Annotated in this window: 14 protein-coding genes; 6 read left to right on the top strand and 8 right to left on the bottom strand. The window is 70.8% G+C overall.

Going from position 1 to position 19,148, the window contains the following annotated elements; all coding sequences use genetic code 11:
- Positions 1-192 precede the first annotated feature (192 nt).
- Positions 193-849 carry a maleylpyruvate isomerase mycothiol-dependent enzyme family protein gene (locus ACZ6CZ_RS06985; protein ID WP_469015855.1) on the bottom strand — a complete coding sequence of 219 codons (657 nt, stop codon included), beginning with the start codon at positions 847-849 and terminating at the stop codon, positions 193-195.
- Between the two features lie 676 nt (positions 850-1,525).
- Here ACZ6CZ_RS06985 and ACZ6CZ_RS06980 point away from each other — a divergent pair.
- Positions 1,526-3,631, top strand: a complete 2,106-nt coding sequence (locus ACZ6CZ_RS06980) for a hypothetical protein (protein ID WP_469015853.1) — start codon at positions 1,526-1,528, stop codon at positions 3,629-3,631.
- A gap of 176 nt (positions 3,632-3,807) precedes the next feature.
- Positions 3,808-5,082: a tetratricopeptide repeat protein gene (locus ACZ6CZ_RS06975; RefSeq protein ID WP_469015850.1), complete on the top strand. Its 1,275-nt coding sequence runs from the start codon at positions 3,808-3,810 to the stop codon at positions 5,080-5,082.
- Positions 5,083-5,194: 112 nt separating this feature from the next.
- On the opposite strand, the gene ACZ6CZ_RS06970 is transcribed toward ACZ6CZ_RS06975, so the two are convergent.
- A complete protein-coding gene (locus ACZ6CZ_RS06970) occupies positions 5,195-5,671 on the bottom strand; it encodes a hypothetical protein (protein ID WP_469015848.1) in 477 nt (158 codons plus the stop codon).
- 260 nt (positions 5,672-5,931) lie between these two features.
- On the opposite strand from ACZ6CZ_RS06970, the gene ACZ6CZ_RS06965 reads away from it, so the two are divergent.
- Positions 5,932-7,383, top strand: coding sequence for an amidase (locus ACZ6CZ_RS06965; protein ID WP_469015846.1), 1,452 nt, complete (start codon positions 5,932-5,934; stop codon positions 7,381-7,383).
- 73 nt (positions 7,384-7,456) lie between these two features.
- Positions 7,457-9,571, top strand: a complete 2,115-nt coding sequence (ligA, locus tag ACZ6CZ_RS06960) for an NAD-dependent DNA ligase LigA (RefSeq protein WP_469015843.1) — start codon at positions 7,457-7,459, stop codon at positions 9,569-9,571.
- On the opposite strand, the gene ACZ6CZ_RS06955 is transcribed toward ligA, so the two are convergent.
- Positions 9,559-10,488, bottom strand: a complete 930-nt coding sequence (locus ACZ6CZ_RS06955; protein ID WP_469015841.1) for a helix-turn-helix transcriptional regulator — start codon at positions 10,486-10,488, stop codon at positions 9,559-9,561. The two genes, ligA and ACZ6CZ_RS06955, sit on opposite strands and share 13 nt — an antisense overlap.
- Before the next feature lie 154 nt (positions 10,489-10,642).
- Between ACZ6CZ_RS06955 and ACZ6CZ_RS06950 the strand changes: the two genes are divergently transcribed.
- Together ACZ6CZ_RS06950 and ACZ6CZ_RS06945 are read left to right on the top strand one after the other, a co-directional pair.
- On the top strand, positions 10,643-11,191 hold the full coding sequence (locus tag ACZ6CZ_RS06950) for an NIPSNAP family protein (RefSeq protein ID WP_469015840.1): 549 nt from the start codon (positions 10,643-10,645) through the stop codon (positions 11,189-11,191).
- 229 nt (positions 11,192-11,420) lie between these two features.
- The gene (locus ACZ6CZ_RS06945; RefSeq protein ID WP_469016583.1) at positions 11,421-12,719 is read left to right on the top strand and encodes a phosphatase PAP2 family protein; all 1,299 of its coding nucleotides are present in this window, start codon (positions 11,421-11,423) and stop codon (positions 12,717-12,719) included.
- A gap of 36 nt (positions 12,720-12,755) precedes the next feature.
- On the opposite strand, the gene ACZ6CZ_RS06940 is transcribed toward ACZ6CZ_RS06945, so the two are convergent.
- The 5 genes from ACZ6CZ_RS06940 to ACZ6CZ_RS06920 form a co-directional block, all read right to left on the bottom strand.
- Entirely contained in the window at positions 12,756-14,057 is a 1,302-nt protein-coding gene (locus tag ACZ6CZ_RS06940) for an ABC transporter ATP-binding protein (RefSeq protein WP_469015837.1), read from the bottom strand.
- 60 nt (positions 14,058-14,117) lie between these two features.
- A complete protein-coding gene (locus tag ACZ6CZ_RS06935) occupies positions 14,118-14,639 on the bottom strand; it encodes a DoxX family membrane protein (protein ID WP_469015835.1) in 522 nt (173 codons plus the stop codon).
- A 132-nt stretch (positions 14,640-14,771) separates the two neighbouring features.
- A complete protein-coding gene (locus ACZ6CZ_RS06930; protein ID WP_469015833.1) occupies positions 14,772-15,431 on the bottom strand; it encodes a lytic polysaccharide monooxygenase in 660 nt (219 codons plus the stop codon).
- Between the two features lie 92 nt (positions 15,432-15,523).
- Entirely contained in the window at positions 15,524-15,964 is a 441-nt protein-coding gene (locus tag ACZ6CZ_RS06925) for a DoxX family protein (RefSeq protein WP_469015830.1), read from the bottom strand.
- 214 nt (positions 15,965-16,178) lie between these two features.
- Positions 16,179-18,401 carry a glycoside hydrolase family 66 protein gene (locus ACZ6CZ_RS06920; RefSeq protein WP_469015827.1) on the bottom strand — a complete coding sequence of 741 codons (2,223 nt, stop codon included), beginning with the start codon at positions 18,399-18,401 and terminating at the stop codon, positions 16,179-16,181.
- Positions 18,402-19,148: the final 747 nt, after the last annotated feature.

Here is a 19,148-nt window from a genome sequence, read left to right as displayed (position 1 = left end):
AGCGGTGCCCGGGGGGGTCCTACTCTCCGGGGCATCACGCCACTGGGCCCTCTCCGGGCCGGCCCCGAATGCGACCCATTTCCCGACACACCCCCCGCCCGCAGCCGGGCCGTGCCATGCAGGGACAGGGACAGGCACAGGCACAGGGACAGGGACAGGGACAGGGACAGGGACAGGGACAGGGACAGGAGCCTATGCCCGGGGGGTGCCGTCCCATCGCCATGTGGTCAGGCGGGGACGCCCGGGCAGTCCGGCCCGTCCGGTGGCCCACAGCAGGGTGGGCCAGGGCTCCGTGGACGACGGTGCGTCCGGGAACAGCCGGGCGAGCACCCGGGAGCAGAGGTCGGCGGGCGGGTTCCACGGGAGGCCGAGCCCCTGAGCCAGGTCGTAGGTGTGCACCAGGGTCTCCACGATCCCCATCGCGGCGAAACCCTCAGGGTCCGAGACGCCGAAGACGTGGTGCGCGCGGGTCCGCGGAGGCGTCGTGCGGACCATGGCGACCAGCAGCGCGCCGCTCGCCTCCAGGACCCGCAACAGACCGCGGGGTCCCGCCGTGCGGTCCGCGTGGATCACGTTCGCCGGGCCTCCGGGGCGCCGGCTCTCCCACACGAAGGGCACCTCACCGTCCAAGGGCGGGCTCTCGGGGCCGAGTTGCGCGGCGTAGGCGAAGAGGTCGTCGCTGAGGTGCTCGACGGTTTCCCAGCAGTCCCACTCCAGCGAACCGGCCTTCCCGTCCCACGCGGCCGCCGGCACCTCGCACAGAGCGGCCACGGCCAGGTGTACCGCCAGGTGGAGGTCGTCCGCGGTGACGGGAGACCGGGAGGAACCCGTCTTGGCTGTTGGGGACATGGCAGGACCCTACCGGGCCGGCACTGCCGTCCGGGGGCGGACGCGATGAGGGGGCTCCAGCCGGTAACAGGAGCCCCCTCTTCTCCCCCGCCGCCGCGTCGCCGCGCCCAGGAAGGGGAGGGGACGGCGATTTCGAGGCGGGGGTTCCGCTTGTTCAGCTCACCACCCTCCGGGCCACTGTGCAAGATCCTCCGCCTTCGGAACGCCTTCGGAACGCTGCGGTGCGCGTCCCGAACGCCTGCGGTACGTGTTCGGGACGCGTCCCGAATCGTCCCGAACGGGAAAGTGCGAGGTCAGCAGGGAGGACGCCGGTGGACACGCCAGCGGGACGCTTCCGCATGCCACTGCTCTCCGAACGGAAAAGAACGGACGGAAGGCCACTCTTGAGCGGCGAATGTTCGGGCTGTTTTCAATTGGGCCGAAGGGTGTTCCCTCGCCTCGACGGAGGCACAAACTGGGTGACGACCGCATCACGGCCGGTAACCGTATGCGGAGCCGTACGGCGATCTTCGCCGCGCCCAGGGAGGGGAACGACTGTGTCCGACCGTATTGCTCGATCACGGTGCCGCCGGCAGGTGGCAGCCGCGTGTCGCGGGCTGCGCGGCAGCAGCCTCACGCCGCTCGGCCCGTGGCCGAGCGCGCCGCGTCCGCTCGCCGGTTCTCCCGGAGGCGTGCGATGACGCATCTCGACGGCCCGCACAGCACGCAGGGCGGGCGGAGGATGTGGCCCGACCCGCGGCATGTGCGCAGTCAGGCCGAGTTCCGGGACGCGCTGACCCGGCTGCGCGAGAGCCGCGGCATCAGCCTCAGCGCCCTGGAGAAGGCGAGTGAAGGCGGTCCCAAGAGGCTGCATTCGAGCACGGTGTCGACGACCCTGAACAGAGACAGGCTGCCGTCCCGGATCTTCGTGGTCAGCTTTCTGCGCGCCTGCCGGGTGAGCGACGGCGATCAGCACATCTGGCTGAACTGCTGGGAAGACCTCAACCGCACGGCCCCCGCGGACGAAGACATGCCGGACAACCCCACACTCATCAGGACGACACCACCGGCGCCGGTCATCCCGGCTCCCACCGCGCCGACGCCGCAGACGACGCCGACGACGCCGCAACCCGCGACCGTCGCCGTCCCTACGACGCCGACGAACACGCCACAAGGCGCGGACGCTGCCGCGGACGACCGGAACGACGCGGTCACCGACCGACCCCCGACAACGAACGACCAGTACCCGGCCACGGACGAGCAGGGCGTACGGCCGGGAGGGCCCGGCCGGCGCTGGACGCGGCTTCCGGGCGGTGGCCGCGGGCGGCTGCGCGCGGCTGCGGCGGTCGGCACCGTGCTCGCGGTCGTCGTCGGTGGGTCCTGGGCCTGGCAGTCCTACACGGACGGGGTCAGCCATCGCCACTGCGGCACCACCCAGCGGAACCTGGTGACAGGCAAGGACGGGGAGTGCACGGGGGTCACCGACGGCACCGACGGCTCATCCGTCTTCGGCAGCGATCTGCAGCCGGTCATGGCCGCCATAGGAGCGGAGAACGAGGACGTGACCGCGGGCGGTGACTACGTGACGTTCGCGTTCCTGACTCCGCTGACGTCGACGGACGCCAACGCCCTGACCGTCGGCCAGTACGTCGCCGAACTGGAGGGCGCCTACACCGCGGTGGAGGAGGAGAACAAGAAGAACAGCAGGCCCAAGATCCGGCTGCTCGTGGCATCCATGGGGAGCAGCGAGAAGGCCTGGGAGCGTGCTGTCGACCAGCTCGTGGCCCGCAAGGACGCGGAGCACCTGGTGGCGGTGGCCGGGCTGGGGCTGAGCCAGCAGGAGACCCTGGAGGCGGCCCGGAAGCTGAGCCGGTCCGATCTGCCCATGGTCGGAGACCTGATCACGGCGGACGGTTTCGATGCCACGGGAGCCGTGGACGGCAAGGGGCCGATCAACGGACTGGCCCGCGTCGCCCTCTCGAACGCCAACCAGCTCACCGCCATCGACAAGGAACTCGGTTCCGGACGCAGGACGGCGGCCCTGGTCAGCACCTCCGTGACACCCAACGGCACGCGGGACCTCTACACCGAGTCCCTGCACCGCGGCTTCCGCAGGATCCCGGGGCTCCGCAGGCACCTCGACCGCATGTCCGACTTCGCGTTCGATCCCCGCGGCGGGCCGGACGCCGTCCTGCCCACCATCAGCCAGAACTTCTGCAACACGGGCAAGACCATCGACACCGTCTACTACGCCGCCCGTGTGCGGTTCCTGCCGGACTTCCTCACCACCCTGGCCAGGCGCAGCTGTCACGCCCAGCCCATCACCGTCATCACCGGTTCCGACGCGGCCGCCCTCGATCCCAAGACCGAGGCGCTGCACGACCCCGACGCGCCGATCACCGTGCTGTACGCGTCCTTCCCCGACGACACGCAGTTGCGCAGCCCCGGCAACCCCGACCGCGGCCTCTACGACGCCTTCGCCAAGGCGTTCACCAGCCCCCACCACGACCAGGAGTTTCCCAAAGAACACCTGACCAGCAGTTATTGGGCCATCGTCGCCCACGACGCCGTTCTGACCGCCGCGACCGCCCTGCACAACGCCGCCGCCCACAGCAGCGGTTCGTCGAGCCTGCCCAACCGCTACGCCGTCAGGAACGAGCTGTACGCCCTGCGCAACGACGCCGTCACCGGCGCGAGCGGCCACTTCGGCATCGACGCCAACGGCAACCGCACGCACACCGACACCATCACCACCGTCCACCGCCTCGGCCCGCCTCTGCCGAAGGCCCCTGCGGCCCACTGACCGGCCGTCGGCCCTACGACGGCCCTTGCAGGGCCCGGCTTGTGTCCGGGCCCGCCCGACCGCGAGAGTGAACCAGGACGGCGGGCGGCCCCGCCCCACGCGTGCTGCCTCGACGTGACTGAGGCAGCACGTTGGTGGCGGGACCGGGTCCGGCAGGTCGAGCAGGGGACGGGGAGATGACGGGGGCAGGACGTCGGAGCCGGTCACGCGGTGAGCTGATCCGGCAGCCGGCGCAGGCGCAGTTCTTCGGCCGCCGGGCCCAGTTGTCGTGGTTCGCCGAGAACCTGGCGAAGGACCCGCAGTCCGAGACGGACCCGGCGGACTTCCTGTTCCACGTACGCGGCGTCGGCGGGGTGGGCAAGTCCACGCTGCTGCGGCAGTGGCAGGAGGCCGCGCGCCGGGCGGACGCGGTGACGGCCGTGGTGGACGAGGACGTCTTCGCCGCCGCACCGGAGAGCGGGGAGGGGCTGTGGGGGTGGCTGTGCAGGCAGCCCTTCGTCAGCGGTCACGGTGACTTCAAGCAGTATCACGCGGTCGTGCGGGCCAGCATGGTGCGCCAGCAGCGCGCCCACTCCCCGCGGCGCTGGACGGCGGCACACCTCCGGCTCGCCGACGCGCACGCCGCCTGGCGCACCGGCGTGGAGGCCGGTCTGCCCGAGACGAAGCGGTGGAGCGAAGCACGGTGGCGCCGGCACCGGCTGGCCGAGACGTACCACCGCCTGTGCGCACACGCCTCCGCCGAGCTGCCCGTGGCGCTGGAGCAGGCCGTGCACGCGGCCGGGCAGACCCCTGCGGTCCTGCACCAGTGGGTCGACAGCTTCGGGCAGGCGGCCGACGACACCGGCGACCCCGTCCTGCGGACCATGGCCCAGCGCCTCCGGGAAGCCGTCGCCGGTGATCAGCCCGCGCTCGCCGCGCTCGCCGTCCTCCTGACCCACGGCCGTCTCAGCGCACCGGTGCAGGCATGGGCGCTCGGCTACCGGGGGCATCAGCTCGCCCTCCTCGACCGCGACGAAGAGGCCCTCACCGAACTGGACCGGGCCATCGCCCGCGATCCGCGCAACGGGCGGGCCTGGGCGTTCCGCGGCAACGTCCACCGGTTCCTGGGGCACACCGATCAAGCACTCAGCGACCTGAACACCGCGCTCACCCTCTGCCCCGAGGACGCCTGGGCCCTCGCCCGGCGTGGCGCCGCGTACGACGAAGCGGGCCGCTACGACGACGCCGTCACCGACTTCACCGCCGCGCTCGACCTCGACCCGGCCTACGCGTGGGCCTTCGCCCAGCGCGGTGAAGCTCACCGGGAAGCGGGCCGCTACGACCGAGCCGTCGCCGACCTCACCGCCGCGCTCGACCTGGATCCCACCTACACCTGGGCCCGGGCCCAGCGCGGCGGCGCCCAGCTGCCCAGGGGTACCGGTCTGGCTTGTGCCATCCATCGCGAGGGGTGAGCGACCTGACGACTTGGCCGGTCATCTCCAGCGGTAGCCGTCCAGCCCGGCTGCGGTAGGAGCGAGGCTGGGCCAGGGAAACCCGGCCTGGTCCGACGCCGGGGTCGGTGCGCTACCCCATGACTGCGCGGGCCGCGTCCAGAAACGCCAGCCGGTTGTCCTCCAGGTAGTCCCGCACGCTCTCGCCGTCGGGCAAGCCTTCCCACACCGTCCGGTTGAGGTCGAGGAAATAGGCGCGTGCCGCATCGTGCACGGGCAGGGGGAACTGGATGCGGATGAGCCGCTCCGCGACCCACAGCCTGTTCATGACGTCCCGGGTCGTGAGGAACCAGGCGTCGGTGTCTTCCCACGCGGACGGTCGGCTGAAGGCTGAGCGTTCGGCCTCGGCGCCCACCTCGATGAACCGCTCCAGCAACGCCAGCCGTTCCCCGCGCCGGGTCTCCGACAAGGCGATCTGCTGCCGTCGCTGTTCAGCGCGTTCCGCCGAGAGTTGCGTCCTGTGCTGGACCAGGTAGGACAGAGAACCGCCGAGGACGACGCCGCCCAGCGATATGAGTGACACCCAGAGCTGACCTGACATGGCGGTCATCGTGCCATGCCGTCGATCCCTGTAATGATCTTGCTGTGGCTGATGTGATCACGGCGTGAGAGCCGTCCTCGTACGTGCCCATCCAGCGCTGCCGATCTTGCGAGACAGATTCGTCCGGCCTGACACCGGGCCGCCCCGAGATCCACTTCGACTGATCGCGGACCTGGTTCCTGTCCGGAAGTCATGGGATCCGAGGCGGCAACCTCGTTGCGGGAAACGGCATTTCGTGGCTTCTTCCATACGTCGCTACGGTCGGCGCCATGGACTTCACATTGCAGTCAGCCGAGGACCTCGTCGCCGCGTTGCATGCCGGTGAGGTGACCTCGCTGGAACTGACCGACGAGGTGATCGCCCGTATCGAGCGGGACGACAAGGTGATCAACGCGATCTGTGTGCCGGACTTCGAGCGTGCGCGGGCCGCGGCGCGCGGGGCCGACCGGGCGCGGGCCCGCGGTGTGGACCGGCCGCTGCTCGGGGTGCCGGTGACGGTCAAGGAGTCGTACAACATCGCGGGGCTGCCGACGACTTGGGGCATGCCGGAGCACCGGGATCATCTGCCGGCCGAGGACGCGGTGCAGGTGTCGCGGCTCAAGGACGCGGGCGCGGTGGTGCTCGGCAAGACCAATGTGCCGCTGCGGCTGCAAGATGTGCAGAGCTACAACGAGATCTACGGCACCACGAACAACCCGTGGGATCACGGCCGCACGCCGGGCGGTTCCTCGGGCGGGTCGGCGGCGGCCCTGGCGTGCGGGTTCGGCGCCCTGTCCATCGGCTCCGACATCGGCGGTTCGTTGCGCACGCCCGCGCACTTCTGCGGGGTCTACGCGCACAAGCCGACGCTCGGTCTGGCGGCGGCCCGCGGCATGGTCCCGCCGCCCGCGCCGGCCTGGCCGACCGAGTCGGACCTCGCTGTCGTCGGCCCGATGGCGCGCACGGCACGCGACCTGAGCCTCCTGCTCGACGTCATGGCCGGACCGGACCCGCTGACGCTCGGCGTGGCGCACGACGTGACGCTGCCGCCCGCACGCCACGAGCGGCTCGCCGACTTCCGGGTCCTCGTCCTCGACGAGCATCCGCTGATCCCCACCGGGTCTGCCGTGCGGGCGGGTGTGCACCGGGTGGCCGACGCGCTCATCGACGCCGGGGCCCGCGTCGAGCGGCACAGTCCCCTGCTGCCCGATCCGGCCGAAGCGGCGCTGCTCTACACGCGGTTGATGTTCGCCAGTTCCAGCGCGGTCTTCCCCGCCGAGGCGTACGAGCAGCTGCGGACCCTCGCCGCCGGGCTGAGCGCGGACGACCGGAGCCTCGGTGCGGCGCGGCTGCGCGGCATGGTGTGCAGCCATCGCGACTGGCTCGGGGCGAACAGCCTTCGCGAGCTGCACCGCCACGGCTGGCGGCAGCTGTTCGCCGAGTTCGACGTAGTGGTGTGTCCGGTCACGCCCACTCCCGCGTTCCCGCACGACCACCACTCCGACCCGCTGGCACGCCGGCTCGACATCGACGGCGTCGAGTACCCGTACCTGGACCAGCTCGTCTGGGCCGGTGTGGCCACCATGCCCGGCCTGCCGGCCACCGCCGTACCGGCGGGCCGGTCGCCCGAGGGTCTGCCGGTGGGAGTGCAGCTCATCGGTCCGATGTTCGAGGACCGCACCCCGCTGCGGCTGGCCGAACTGCTCGAGCAGCGGATCGGCGGCTTCCGGGCACCGCGCTGACCAGCCGCGACAGCCGGTCGCCCGTCGCTCGCCGCACCGGGCGTTGTCAGTGGTGGCAGGCAGGATGACCGGCATGACTACACCCGCAGCTGTGATCACGGATGCCGCCGCGTACGCCCAGGCGGTCGAGGACGCGGTGAAGGCGTCGGCCGCCTACTACACCGGCGGGAGGTCCGTCCTGGACGACGACGCCTACGACCGGCTGGTGCGCGGCATCACCGCCTGGGAGGCGGAACATCCTGATCAGGTGCTGCCCGACTCCCCGACGGGGAAGGTCGCGGGCGGCGCCGTGCAGGGCGACGTCCCGCACACGGTGGCGATGCTGAGTCTGGACAACGTGTTCTCGCCGGAGGAGTTCACCGCCTGGACCGCTTCCCTGGCCCGGCGCATCGGACACGAGGTGGAGCGGTTCAGCGTCGAACCGAAGCTGGACGGTCTCGCGGTCGCCGCCCGTTACACCGGCGGCCACCTGAGACAGCTGATCACGCGCGGGGACGGGACGGCCGGGGAGGACGTCTCGCACGCCATCGGCACGATCGAGGGCCTGCCGGACGAACTCGCCGAGCCGGTCACCGTGGAGGTCCGGGGTGAGATCCTCATGACGACCGCCCAGTTCGAGCACGCCAACGAGGTGCGCACCGCGCACGGCGGGCAGCCCTTCGCCAATCCGCGCGGCGCGTCGGCGGGCACCCTGCGTGCCAGGGAGCGCGCCTACACCGTGCCGATGACGTTCTTCGGCTACGGCCTGCTGCCCCTGCCCGACACCGGGGCGGGACTCGCCGCGGAGCTGGGCGACCTCGCGCACAGCGAGCTGATGGCGCTGGCCGCCACGTACGGGATCAACACCACGGCCGGCACCGCCGTGCCCGGCATCACCGCCGGGAGCGTCGAGCAGGTGCTGGCCCGGGTGCGGGAGATCGCCGCTCTCCGTGCCGAGCTGCCGTTCGGCATCGACGGGATCGTCGTCAAGGCCGACCTGGCCGCCGACCAGCGGACGGCGGGATCGGGTTCACGCGCCCCGCGCTGGGCGATCGCCTACAAGCTGCCGGCCGTCGAGAAGATCACCCGGCTGCTGTCGGTGGAGTGGAACGTCGGCCGCACCGGCATCATCGCCCCGCGCGCCGTGCTGGAACCGGTCGAGATCGACGGCGCCACCATCACCTACGCCACCCTGCACAACCCGGCCGACATCACCCGCCGCGACCTGCGCCTGAACGACCACGTCATGGTGCACCGGGCCGGCGACGTCATCCCCCGCATCGAGGCGCCCGTCGTCCACCTGCGCACCGGCGACGAACAGCCGATCCCCTTCCCCGAGGCGTGCCCGCGGTGCGGGTCGGGCATCGACACCGGTGAGCAGCGCTGGCGCTGCGAGAACGGACGCGACTGCCACCTGGTGGCCGCCCTGTCCTACGCGGCCGGCCGCGACCAGCTCGACATCGAGGGCCTGGGTCACACCCGTGTCGTCCAGCTCGTCGACGCCGGTCTCGTCACCGACCTCGCCGGTCTGTTCGCGCTGACCCGTGAGCAACTGCTGGGCCTGGAGCGGATGGGCGCCACCAGCACCGACAACCTCCTCGCCGCCATCGCCGCGGCCAAGGACCAGCCGCTGTCGCGGGTGCTGTGCGCGCTCGGGGTCCGCGGCACCGGCCGCTCCATGTCCCGCCGTATCGCCCGGTACTTCGCCACCATGGACGCCGTCCGCGCCGCGGACGCGGAAGCGATGCGGCGGGTGGACGGCATCGGCACCGAGAAGGCCCCCTCGATCGTCGCCGAACTGGCCGAACTCGGCCCGCTCATCGACGCGCTCGCCGCCGCCGGGGTGAACATGACCGAACCCGGCGCCACCCCGCCCGCCCCCGTCGCCGAGGACACCGGTGACACCGACGGCACCGACGGCACCGGTGACCATGGCGATGCCGAGCGTACGGAGGACGGGCCGCTGGCCGGGATGACCGTGGTCGTCACCGGCGCGATGACCGGCCCCCTGGAGAAGCTCAGCCGCAACCAGATGAACGAACTGGTCGAACGAGCCGGTGGCCGCTCCTCCTCCAGCGTCTCCAAGAAGACCAGCCTCCTCGTCGCCGGAGAGGGCGCCGGCTCCAAGCGCGCCAAGGCCGAGGGTCTCGGCATCCGCCTGGTCACGCCGGAGGAGTTCGCCGCCCTGGTCACCGACTACCTCCCGTAACGCGCCGCCAGGGTCCGTACGGTCTCCGCGATGCGGTCGCGCAGTTCGGCCGGTGCCAGGACCTCGACGTCGGCGCCGAGCCGGAGGAACGCTCCGTGGGCGTGGTCGATGGATTCGATGGGCACCCGCGTCTCCGTCCAGCCGTCCGACTCGGGTGTGACGCCGATGCGACGGGCGCCCTCCGGGGTGAGCCGCACCAGGGCCTCCCCGGTGTGCAGCCGGGCCCGGAAGTCCGCCAGGTAGCCGTTCCAGTACGCGGCCAGGTCGAACCCATCCGGAACGGTATATTCCGTTTCCAGGCGCCGAAGTGCCATGATCTGGTCGACCCGGTAGGTGCGCAGTCCGTACGGCCCGCTCGCCACCAGGTACCAGCGGCCGGCCTTCAGGACGAGTCCGTACGGCTCCACCTGCCGCTCGATCTCCTCCGGCGCCCGCCAGCGCCGGTAGCGCAGCACCACCGCCCGCCGTGCCCACACCGCGTCGGCGACCGCGGCCAGGTGGGGCGTGCGGTCGGCGTCGCCGTACCAGCCGGGGGCGTCGAGCAGGAAGCGCTCCTGGACGCGCCCGGCGTGCTCGCGCAGCTCCGCGGGAAGGGCGGCGCGCAGCTTCAGCTGGGCGGTGGCCAGCGCCTCGCCGAGGCCGAGTTCGGCGGCGGCGTCGGGGAGCGCGGCGAGGAAGGCGGCCTGCGCCTCGTCGGCGGTCAGTCCGGTGAGCCGGGTGCGGTAGCCGTCGACCAGCCGGTAGCCGCCCGCGTGGCCGGCGTCGCCGTACAGCGGGATGCCGGCGGCGCCGAGCGCCTCGACGTCCCGGTAGACGGTACGGACGGAGACCTCTAGTTCCTCGGCGAGTTGCCGGGCGGTCATGCGGCCCCGGTTCTGGAGCAGCAGAAGCAGGGTGACCAGCCGGCTCGCACGCATGCGGCTCAGTATCCACTGACAGCGGATGTCAGTGGAGGGCTCCTAGCCTGCGGCGCATGGACGAATTCGACTTCCCCGGCCACCGCGGCCGGAGCTGGACGCGCGACCGGATCACGGGCCTCACCCGCAGGGCGGCGATCCCGGCGGTCACCGCATGAGCATCGTCGAGCTGCGCCAGTACACCCTGCGTCCCGGCACCCGGGAGACGCTGATCGAGCTGTTCGAGCGCGAGTTCGTGTCCGGCCAGCAGGCGGCCGGGATCACGGTCGGCGGCCGGTTCCGCGACCTCGACGACCCGGACCGCTTCGTCTGGATACGCGCGTTCCCCGACATGACCCGCCGCCGGCACGCCCTGGAGGCGTTCTACACCGGCGCGGTCTGGCGCGAGCACCGTGACGTGGCCAACGCGACGATGCTCGACAGCGACGACGTCCTGCTGCTGCGGGGACCGGGCTTCACTCAGGAGCCGGGCACCCCCGAGGTGGCCGTGACGATCTGCCGGCCGCCGGACCCGGCTGCCTTCGACGCCTACGCCACCGGCCACCTCGGCCCGCGCCATGCCCTGCACCGCACCGAGCACGCCGAGAACGACTATCCCCTGCTTCCCGTCCGCACCGGGCTGGACGTCCGGGTCTGGTTCGGCCCGGCCGAGGCCCCGCCCTGGCCTGCCCAACGGCTGCGGCTGCAGCCCGTGACGACATAGAAGGACAGAAGGGACGCGGCAGGCACGCGGCAGGAACGGGGCAGGCACCATCGAAATCACCCACAGCGCTGGGATAGCATGTGCATGAAATCATCCTGAAGCTTTTGTCGCTTTCGCCCAATTGCCCCTATCGCACACATCGGTCAGACGATTGATACCTAGAGCGGCGCGGGAGTTTCCGCGAACAAACGGAAGAAGCACCTCGGCCGCCTGGCGTCAACGGCGAACGCTGCTGTGGGCGGCAGCGGCCGCGGTGATCCTCGGCTTCCTCATCGCCCTGGAGGTCGCCGCACGCCGGTACTGCGGCGTGCCGGGACCGCTGACCAGCCAGGTGACGGAGCTGGTGGTGGCCCCGAAACCGGGACCGCTCTACGGCGGCATGGCGCTGATGATGGTGGTGCTCACCTGGCGGGAGCGATTCGTCGCGGCCGGTGCCGCCATAGGCATCGACCTCTTCTTCGTGCTGGTGCGCTGGGCGGTCGGCGCGAAGACGGCCGACGGCCACCTCTTCGGCAACGGCGCGCTGTGGGTGATGCTGGGGACCGCGGTCATCGCCGTCACCCGTCGCACCGGTGCCGAACGCGACCTGCTGCTCAAGGGCGTCGGACTCGGCCTGCTGCTGGTGGCGGGCCGCAAGACGGGCGACACGTGGCTGCTCATCACGTCGAAGACCCGCCCTGCCGTGCTCGACCAGTACGTGGCGACCGCCGATCACGCGCTGGGCAACCCGTCCTGGCTGGCGGGCCGGATGCTGGACGCCATGGGGCCGTTCAGCGCTCACGTGCTGCACCTGGTGTACGCGCAACTCGCGGTGGCGGCGGTCGCCGTCGCGCTGTACCAGCTGCGCAACGTGGCGGTCGAACGGCGCTTCCCGAACCATCACCTGGTGCGCACCTTCCTGCTGATCGGCCTCCTCGGACCCGGCGTCTACATGCTGTTCCCGATGGTCGGACCGGTCTTCGCCTACGGCCCCGGCGCCTCGGGTACCGGCGGCCTGCACTGGGCCGTGGCCGACCTGTGGCCCCACACTCCGCCGCCGCTGCACCCCCCGCGGCCGATGCTGTACGACGAGATCACCCCCCGCAACTGCATGCCGAGCCTGCACACGGCGTGGGCCACCGCGATCTTCATCCACACCCGCCAGGGCCCACGCGCTCTGCGCTACGCGGGAACCTTCTGGCTCGTCGCCACGCTCAGCGCGACGTTGGGCTTCGGCTACCACTACGGAGCGGACCTCGTCGCCGGTGTGGTGTTCGCTCTCACCGTCGAGGGGGCGCTGCGTGCGCACGATCGCGGCTGGAACCGGCAAGGGGCTCGACTGGTCGCCTACGGCGTGACGGTCTTCGTCGCGCTCCTGCTGTCGTACCGCTATCTGCCGATGCGGATGGCCGAACAGCCGTGGCTGTTCGGGCCGCTTCTGATCCTGGCGATGACCTCGGTGATCGTCTGCTACGTCCGCACGACCGGGCCGTGGGACCCGGCGGCCGTCCCGGCGCGGCAACCGGAACCGCAACCGGCGCCGGCCTGAGGCACAGGCGGCGCCGTCAGCGGGCGCTCGTGCTGGTCAGAGTTCGGGGCGGTGCAAGGGGCGGGGAAAGACGCGGTCTCCGTGGGCGTCGAAGAGCATCAGGGCTCGCATGTCGACGAGGAGCGTGAAGCGGTCGCCAGGTCGGCAGTGCGGGTCCTGCTGTGCACGAAGGACGAGTTCGCCGACTCCGTAGTCGTCCGGCAGGGGCGGTGCGGGCCGCGGTGGTGCGGGTGGGCGCGGCTGGAGAGCTCCGCGCAGGTGTGCGGCGAGGTGATGCAGGATTTGGGGCAGGGGGTTCTTCTGGGGCTGGGGCCGGTCGTCGGTGGGAGTGGGGTGGGGCACGTCCGCGCGTCGTGAGCCGGTGGTGACGTGCAGGAGGGTTTCGTGGCCTTGGTGCTCGACGTGGGTGACCATGGCGTGCAGCCGGCGTTCGTGCGGGGCGGGTTCTCCTTCTCTGCGCAGCGCTTCGGGGCGCAGGCCGATGAGGAGTGGCTGGCCTTGCAGTAGGCGCAGCATGTCGTGGGCCAGTTCCTGGGGCAGGGGGAGCTCCTGGGGGCCGAGGCTGATGGTCATGTCGCTGTTGACCGGGGCGTAGAGGGTGCCGTGCAGCAGGTTGATCTGGGGGGTGCCGAGGAAGGAGGCGACGAAGGCGTTGTCGGGCAGGCTGTAGAGGTCGGCGGGGGTGCCGACTTGTTGGAGGGTTCCGTTGCGCAGGACGGCGACGCGGTCGCCCAGGGCCATGGCTTCGGTCTGGTCGTGGGTGACGTAGATGGTGGTGGCTTGTGCGCGGCGTACGACGGACAGGATTTCGGTGCGCAGCCGGACGCGCAGGCGTGCGTCGAGGCTGGCGAGTGGTTCGTCCATGAGGAAGATCGAGGGGTGACGGATGACGGCGCGCCCCATGGCGACGCGCTGGCGTTCTCCTCCGGAGAGCTGGGCGGGGGTCCGCTGCAGCAGGGAGCGGATGCCGAGCCGCTCGGCGACGCTGTCGACGGCCCGGGCGATTTCTTGGTCCCCCTCTCCGCGCGCGGTGAGGGGGAAGCCGATGTTGTCGGCGGCGGTCATGGTGGGATAGAGGGCGAAGTTCTGGAAGACCATGGCCACGTTGCGTTCGCTGGCGGGCAGGTCGTTGGCGGGTTGCCGGTCGAGGAACAGGTCGCCGCTGGTGATGTCCTCGAGGCCGGCGACCATGCGGAGCAGGGTGGATTTTCCGCATCCCGAAGGTCCCAGGAGGACCAGGAATTCTCCGGGGTGGAGGTGCAGGGACACGTCGTGGACGGCTTTGTGGCCACCGGGGTAGGTCTTGCTGAGTCGGTTCAGGGTGATGGTGCTGCCCACGGGGCTGGTCTCCTGGGGTGTGCGGTGGGAGTGGCCCGAAGGTGCGCGGCCGTGCGCCGGTCAGCGGGTGAGGTCGTCGGCTGTGACGGCGAGGCAGGCGGCGATCAGGACGAGGTTCTTCAGGACGTACTGGCCGTCGAGGGTGGGGACGCCGTGGTGCCACATGGCGTCCGGGAGCAGGATCAGGGAGGAGAACACGCCGCTCATGTGGACGTAGAAGGCGGCGAGGGCGTGGCGTAAGAGGACGCCGGTGACCAGGGCGAGGCCGATCAGCGTCTCGGCGGTACCCAGTAACGGCAGGGAGACAGGGGCGGGAAGCGAGCCGCCGGTCAGCTTGGTCATGGTCTGGACGGCGATGTGCTCGGCGGGGCTGGTGGCGGGGAAGAGTTTGAGGACGCCGAACCAGCAGTAGACGATGCCCACGCTGACGCGCAGGAGGATGAGGCTGGCGGGCCGGTAGCGCTCGGCTGACCGGTGCAGCGCGGCTGAGTACCGGTGGCGGTGCGGGGGTGGCGCGGAGGGGTCCTGACGGTGCGGGCGTGGGTGACGGGCGCGTGCGGGCAGGGTGCCTCGGTGGGTCATCCGGCGCCTCCAGACCAGTACCGGCGCAGCGGTGGCTGCGCGTGAGGGACGGGGAACCGGCCCCGCGAGGGCGCTTGCCGGATGTGCTCGCGGGGCCGGTGTGCGGGTGTCACGGGGTGCGGGTCGGCTGGGTCAGTCGAAGGTGACGTCGCTGCACAGGAAGTACTTCTGGTCCATGTGCGAGGCCTTCCACACGGTGACCACGACGTGGCGTCCGCTGTAGCCGGAGGTGGCGACGTCGGTGACGTAGTGCGCCTGGTAGGGGTAGCGGCCGGTCTTCTTCACCAGCTCCAGGTCGTCCCAGTTGATGAGCTGGTACTCGGGGTTGAAGCCCTGCTTGGTGACGTACACCTCCAGCCAGTCCGCGCCGTGCCGGGCCTCGTCGTAGAGGTCGACGGTGAAGTCGGCGCCGATGCTGCTGGTGATCCACGGTCCGGGGCGGTCCAGCGGTGCGTAGTTCGTCTCGCCCTGGCCCCCGGCGCTGCAGATCTGGCCGTTGGGGATGACCTGCTTGTAGTTGTCGCCGGTGTTGTTGGCGTAGACGGCCTTCCAGGCGGTGATCGCGTTGGGGTTCTCGTGGTAGGTGCGGTAGCACATGGGGTCCTGGGCCTCGTTGGGCTCGTTGTAGCCCCAGCGCTGCAGGCAGCCGTAGTTGCGCGTCTGCGGGGCGATGACCGTGCCATGGGCGGAGGCGGTCGGCGCCTGGGCCATCAGGCCCAGCAGGGTGGTGGCCAGTGCGGCGGCAGCCAGCGCGGTGCGGCGGCGGGACGCTGTTGCGGGTGCGCGGTTCATGGTTGGTCTTCCTCCGTGGTTTCCGAAAGGACACCGGTCGGCGACGCCGGCCGGTCAGAGCCTTGCGTGTGCTGGGGAGGGTGCTGTTCGGATCAGCTTTCGGGCCGGCTCACCTGCTCCTGCCTCGGGGCGGCCGCTGTCGTGGGACGGATGAGCGCGTGCGCCGTCCAGGTGCCGGGGCCGGAGGCGGCGATGAGCAGGAAGGCCCAGCAGAAGAGAGCGGCGGGCTCGCCGCCGTTCTCGATGGGGAACAGGGCGTGGGGCTGGTGCTCGACGAAGTAGGCGTAGGCCATGGAGCCGGAGCAGATGACCGCTGCCGGGCGGGTGCCGACGCCGAGCGCGACCAGGAGCCCTCCGGCCAGCTGGATTGCGGCGGCCCACCATCCCGGCCACTGGCCCACGTCAGGTGCCGGCCCGTGGGGGCCGCCCAGGACGTCGAACAGGGTGGCTGCGCCGTGGCAGGCGAACAGGAAGCCCACCACGATCCGGTAGAGCGCGAGGGCGACGGGAGCGCTGATCGCTTCGAGATTCACCGCAGGTGTCCTTCCGTGAAGTGAGTGAGCGTCCTGCTGCGACGGCACTGGTACGAGCGCCGCGGGCGCGGGCTCCTGAGGGGACCGGCATCCCCGCACCCTCAAGCGGGGATGCCGGCCGATCGGGGTGTACGGGATCAGGGCCCGTAGGGTTGCGCGGGCACCGCACGAGGCGGGCGGCGGACGGCCCAGCTGGTTGTGCGGGGCGGCTGGTTCAGCCGGCCAGGGACCACTTCTGACTGTTCCAGCTGCCGCAGTCCCACAGGTGGAGTCGTGCTCCGTCCGCCGTGCTCTGGTACTCGATGTCGAGGCAGCGCCCGGACTTGAGGTTCTTCAGGGTGCCGTTGGACTGGAAGGCCCACTTCTGGCTGTCGTAGCCGCCGCAGTCCCACAGGTGGGCCTTGGTGCCGTTGGCGGTGTTGCCGCCCTCGACGTCCAGGCACTTGCCCAGGACGCGCAGCTCGGTGCCGTTCAGGGTCCACTTCTGCCGGTCGGTGCCGGTGCAGGTGGCGAGCTGGGCGGGGGTGCCGTTGGCGCCGGCGCCGTCCTTGGCCTCGGCGCACTTGCCGCCCGCGTTGACGAGCTGCTTGCCGGTTCCGGATCCGTTGCCCGGGTCGGTGCCGCCGTCGCCGGGGTCGTCGGTGTTGGCGGTGCGGTCGAAGTAGACGAAGTCCCAGTTCTTCAGTTCGGGGACGGTGAACTTGAGGTAGGCGCCGGAGGAGTCGCTGCCGGTGGTGAAGGGCAGGTTGGCCGAGTGGCCGCCGTTGCGGTCGGGGCTGCCGATGCGCAGGGCCGCCGGGGCCTGCTGGCCGTCGCGCAGGTAGTACTTCACGGGGACGTTGGTCTTGACGGGCGGGGTGGCGGTGCCGGCGTCGCGCCACTTGCCGTCGTTGCCGAGCAGGTTGATCAGGTGCAGGACGTCGGTGTCGCCGTTACGCATGGCGTTGGTCCACACGGTGTTGCCGGCGCCGTCGGTGGAGGTGTTCACTCCGTCGACGACGGTCTTGTTGGACGCGGTGTGCAGGTCGGGGCCGTAGAAAAGGTTCTCGTAGCCGGTGATGACGTCGTAGTACGTCTTCTCCCAGGCCTTGAGCTCGGCGGACATGCTCTTGTCCCTGTTGAGGAAGTACTCGGTGTTGAGCATGTGGTCGTTGGGGCCGAGTTCCAGGTGGTCGGCGCCGTTGGCGGCGAACATGGCGTTGGCCAGCTGCACCGAGGTGGTGTCGAACACGGAGTTGTTGTTCGGCGTGCTGGAGTCGGGGGTGTTGGGGCGGTTCATGTAGGCGGGGGTGATGTGCGGCTTGCCGCCGGACGCCTGGCGCTGACGCTCCAGGTACTCCTTGACCGAGGCGTTGGTCTCGTAGTTCGACCACAGCTCGGTGTAGAGGTAGTCGGCGCTCGACTTGGCCAGTTCGGCGTCGCCATAGCCGTCGACGGCGTTGAAGCCGACCGCGTTGCGGCCCGCGGGCAGGGCCTGCTTGGTCTTGTTGGTCAGCTGGGCGAAGCCGTTGGGACGGTTGACCTTGTTGCCGGCCTTGTCGTACTTCTCCGACCAGTAGCCGATCTGGTCCAGGTGGGCGCCGTCGAAGCCCATGGAGTTCACCGAGTCCTGGTACTGGCCGACGATGTAGTTCTGCCAGTCGGGATTCTCGGGGTTCATCAGGTGCAGGATCTGGTTGGGCAGCATCGGGTAGTACCACTCGTCCGTGCCGCCGGGGCTGTTGAACAGCCGCCAGTCCGGGTTGACCTGGGAGGTGTCGTAGGTGTTCAGGGCCGCGTACGACATCTGGTACGGCATGGCGGCCATGCCGCGGCTGTGCTCGGCGTCGATGTAGTTGCGAATGGTGGTGGAACTGAGGGTGTCGCCGTTCCACGCGGTCCAGGTGCCGGCGACGCCGGATCCGTCGTGCTTGACGGGCTTCTCGTGCTTCCACAGCCAGTCGTAGTACTGCAGCGCGTTGATGTGGTAGCGCTGGGAGAGCTCCGCGATGTCGCCCTTGGCGTCGTCGGCGGAGATGTTCGTGCCGTAGTAGGCCAGGAACCCGAACCTGGGGAAGCGGGTCCAGGTGGAGGAGACGTCGATCGCGGTCTGGGTCTTGCTGGAACCGGCCTCGATCTCGACCAGGTAGCCCTGGAAGTCCGTGGACGGCGGCGTCACCTTCCACACGGCGCGTCCGCTGCCGTCCGCCTGCACGGTGCCGCTCTTCACCACGTCTCCGAGGTGGGTCAGAGTGAAGGTCACCGGGCCACTGCCGTCGACCTGCGCGGTCACCGTGGCTTCCTGGCCGGGTGCGTAGCGGGACGCGTCGGTCCAGGCGTCGCTGACGGTGGCGGCGGATGCCGGGGAGGCCGGCACGAAGGCCAGCCCGGAAGCGGCCAGCACCAGGCCGACGGCCAGGGCTGTACGCCGGACTCTGTGGTGTCGTGCTCCTGTCATATCTCCTCGCTTGGGGGAAGGGCGGCGTCCGCGCGCACCCCAGCCGCCGGGCGGTCCGTGTGAGCGGACCGTCCGGGGTGAGCCGTGAGGGTAGGTGCACCGGCAGCGAGCCGCGGGTCTCGGCGGCAGCCGCTGAGCAGGGCCGGGGCGGCATGCGTGCATGCGGGTGTCGCACACACTGCGCCCCTGGCACGGAAGGGGTCGACCTCGCCGCTGCGTACGCGGTGCGGTCGCCGGTTAACGTCCCGCTATTTCTTCGCCGTGTCAACGAAATCAGCGAGATTCGTTGCCTCGACATCCTCGGCGGATCACGTACACGCTCGTGAGAGCCATGAAATCGGGTTCGGGGCGGCAGTCACGGTTCGGTAACGCGTCTTTTTCTTCCTTGACGCATGAAAACCTTGGGGGACACACTCCCGTCATCCGCAGGCAACCGGTCGAGCCGCACCGGCCCTGCCGAACACTCCGGGGGACACGCATGGCGCTCTCCAGACGGACCCTCCTCTCCGGCGCCATCGCCGGAGCGGGCCTGGCCACCGTGACGGCCGCTCCCTACGCCTCCGCGCGGGAAGGTGCGGCCGCCGGCGCCGACGCGGCCCCCCGTGGCCGGTCGCTGCTGCCGATAGCGGGCCGCAACGGTGTGTGCACCCGCTCCGGGGCCGGCCCGCTGCACTGGAACACCTACGGATGGCGCTTCCCCCCACAACGCCGCGATCCCGAAGGACGAGTGGAAGGCCGACGAGCGGC

This window comes from Streptomyces sp. NPDC041135, from assembly GCF_055592085.1.
Note: the sequence above shows the minus strand (reverse complement) of the source record. Positions and strands in the feature narration are given on the sequence as shown.

Excerpts from the sequence above, each read along its gene's own strand:
- ACZ6CZ_RS06985 (WP_469015855.1), bottom strand. The coding sequence starts at position 849 with ATGTCCCCAACAGCCAAGACGGGTTCCTCCCGGTCTCCCGTCACCGCG.
- ACZ6CZ_RS06980 (WP_469015853.1), top strand. The coding sequence starts at position 1,526 with ATGACGCATCTCGACGGCCCGCACAGCACGCAGGGCGGGCGGAGGATG.
- ACZ6CZ_RS06975 (WP_469015850.1), top strand. The coding sequence starts at position 3,808 with ATGACGGGGGCAGGACGTCGGAGCCGGTCACGCGGTGAGCTGATCCGG.
- ACZ6CZ_RS06970 (WP_469015848.1), bottom strand. The coding sequence starts at position 5,671 with ATGACCGCCATGTCAGGTCAGCTCTGGGTGTCACTCATATCGCTGGGC.
- ACZ6CZ_RS06965 (WP_469015846.1), top strand. The coding sequence starts at position 5,932 with ATGGACTTCACATTGCAGTCAGCCGAGGACCTCGTCGCCGCGTTGCAT.
- ligA (WP_469015843.1), top strand. The coding sequence starts at position 7,457 with ATGACTACACCCGCAGCTGTGATCACGGATGCCGCCGCGTACGCCCAG.
- ACZ6CZ_RS06955 (WP_469015841.1), bottom strand. The coding sequence starts at position 10,488 with ATGCGTGCGAGCCGGCTGGTCACCCTGCTTCTGCTGCTCCAGAACCGG.
- ACZ6CZ_RS06950 (WP_469015840.1), top strand. The coding sequence starts at position 10,643 with ATGAGCATCGTCGAGCTGCGCCAGTACACCCTGCGTCCCGGCACCCGG.
- ACZ6CZ_RS06935 (WP_469015835.1), bottom strand. The coding sequence starts at position 14,639 with ATGACCCACCGAGGCACCCTGCCCGCACGCGCCCGTCACCCACGCCCG.
- ACZ6CZ_RS06930 (WP_469015833.1), bottom strand. The coding sequence starts at position 15,431 with ATGAACCGCGCACCCGCAACAGCGTCCCGCCGCCGCACCGCGCTGGCT.
- ACZ6CZ_RS06920 (WP_469015827.1), bottom strand. The coding sequence starts at position 18,401 with ATGACAGGAGCACGACACCACAGAGTCCGGCGTACAGCCCTGGCCGTC.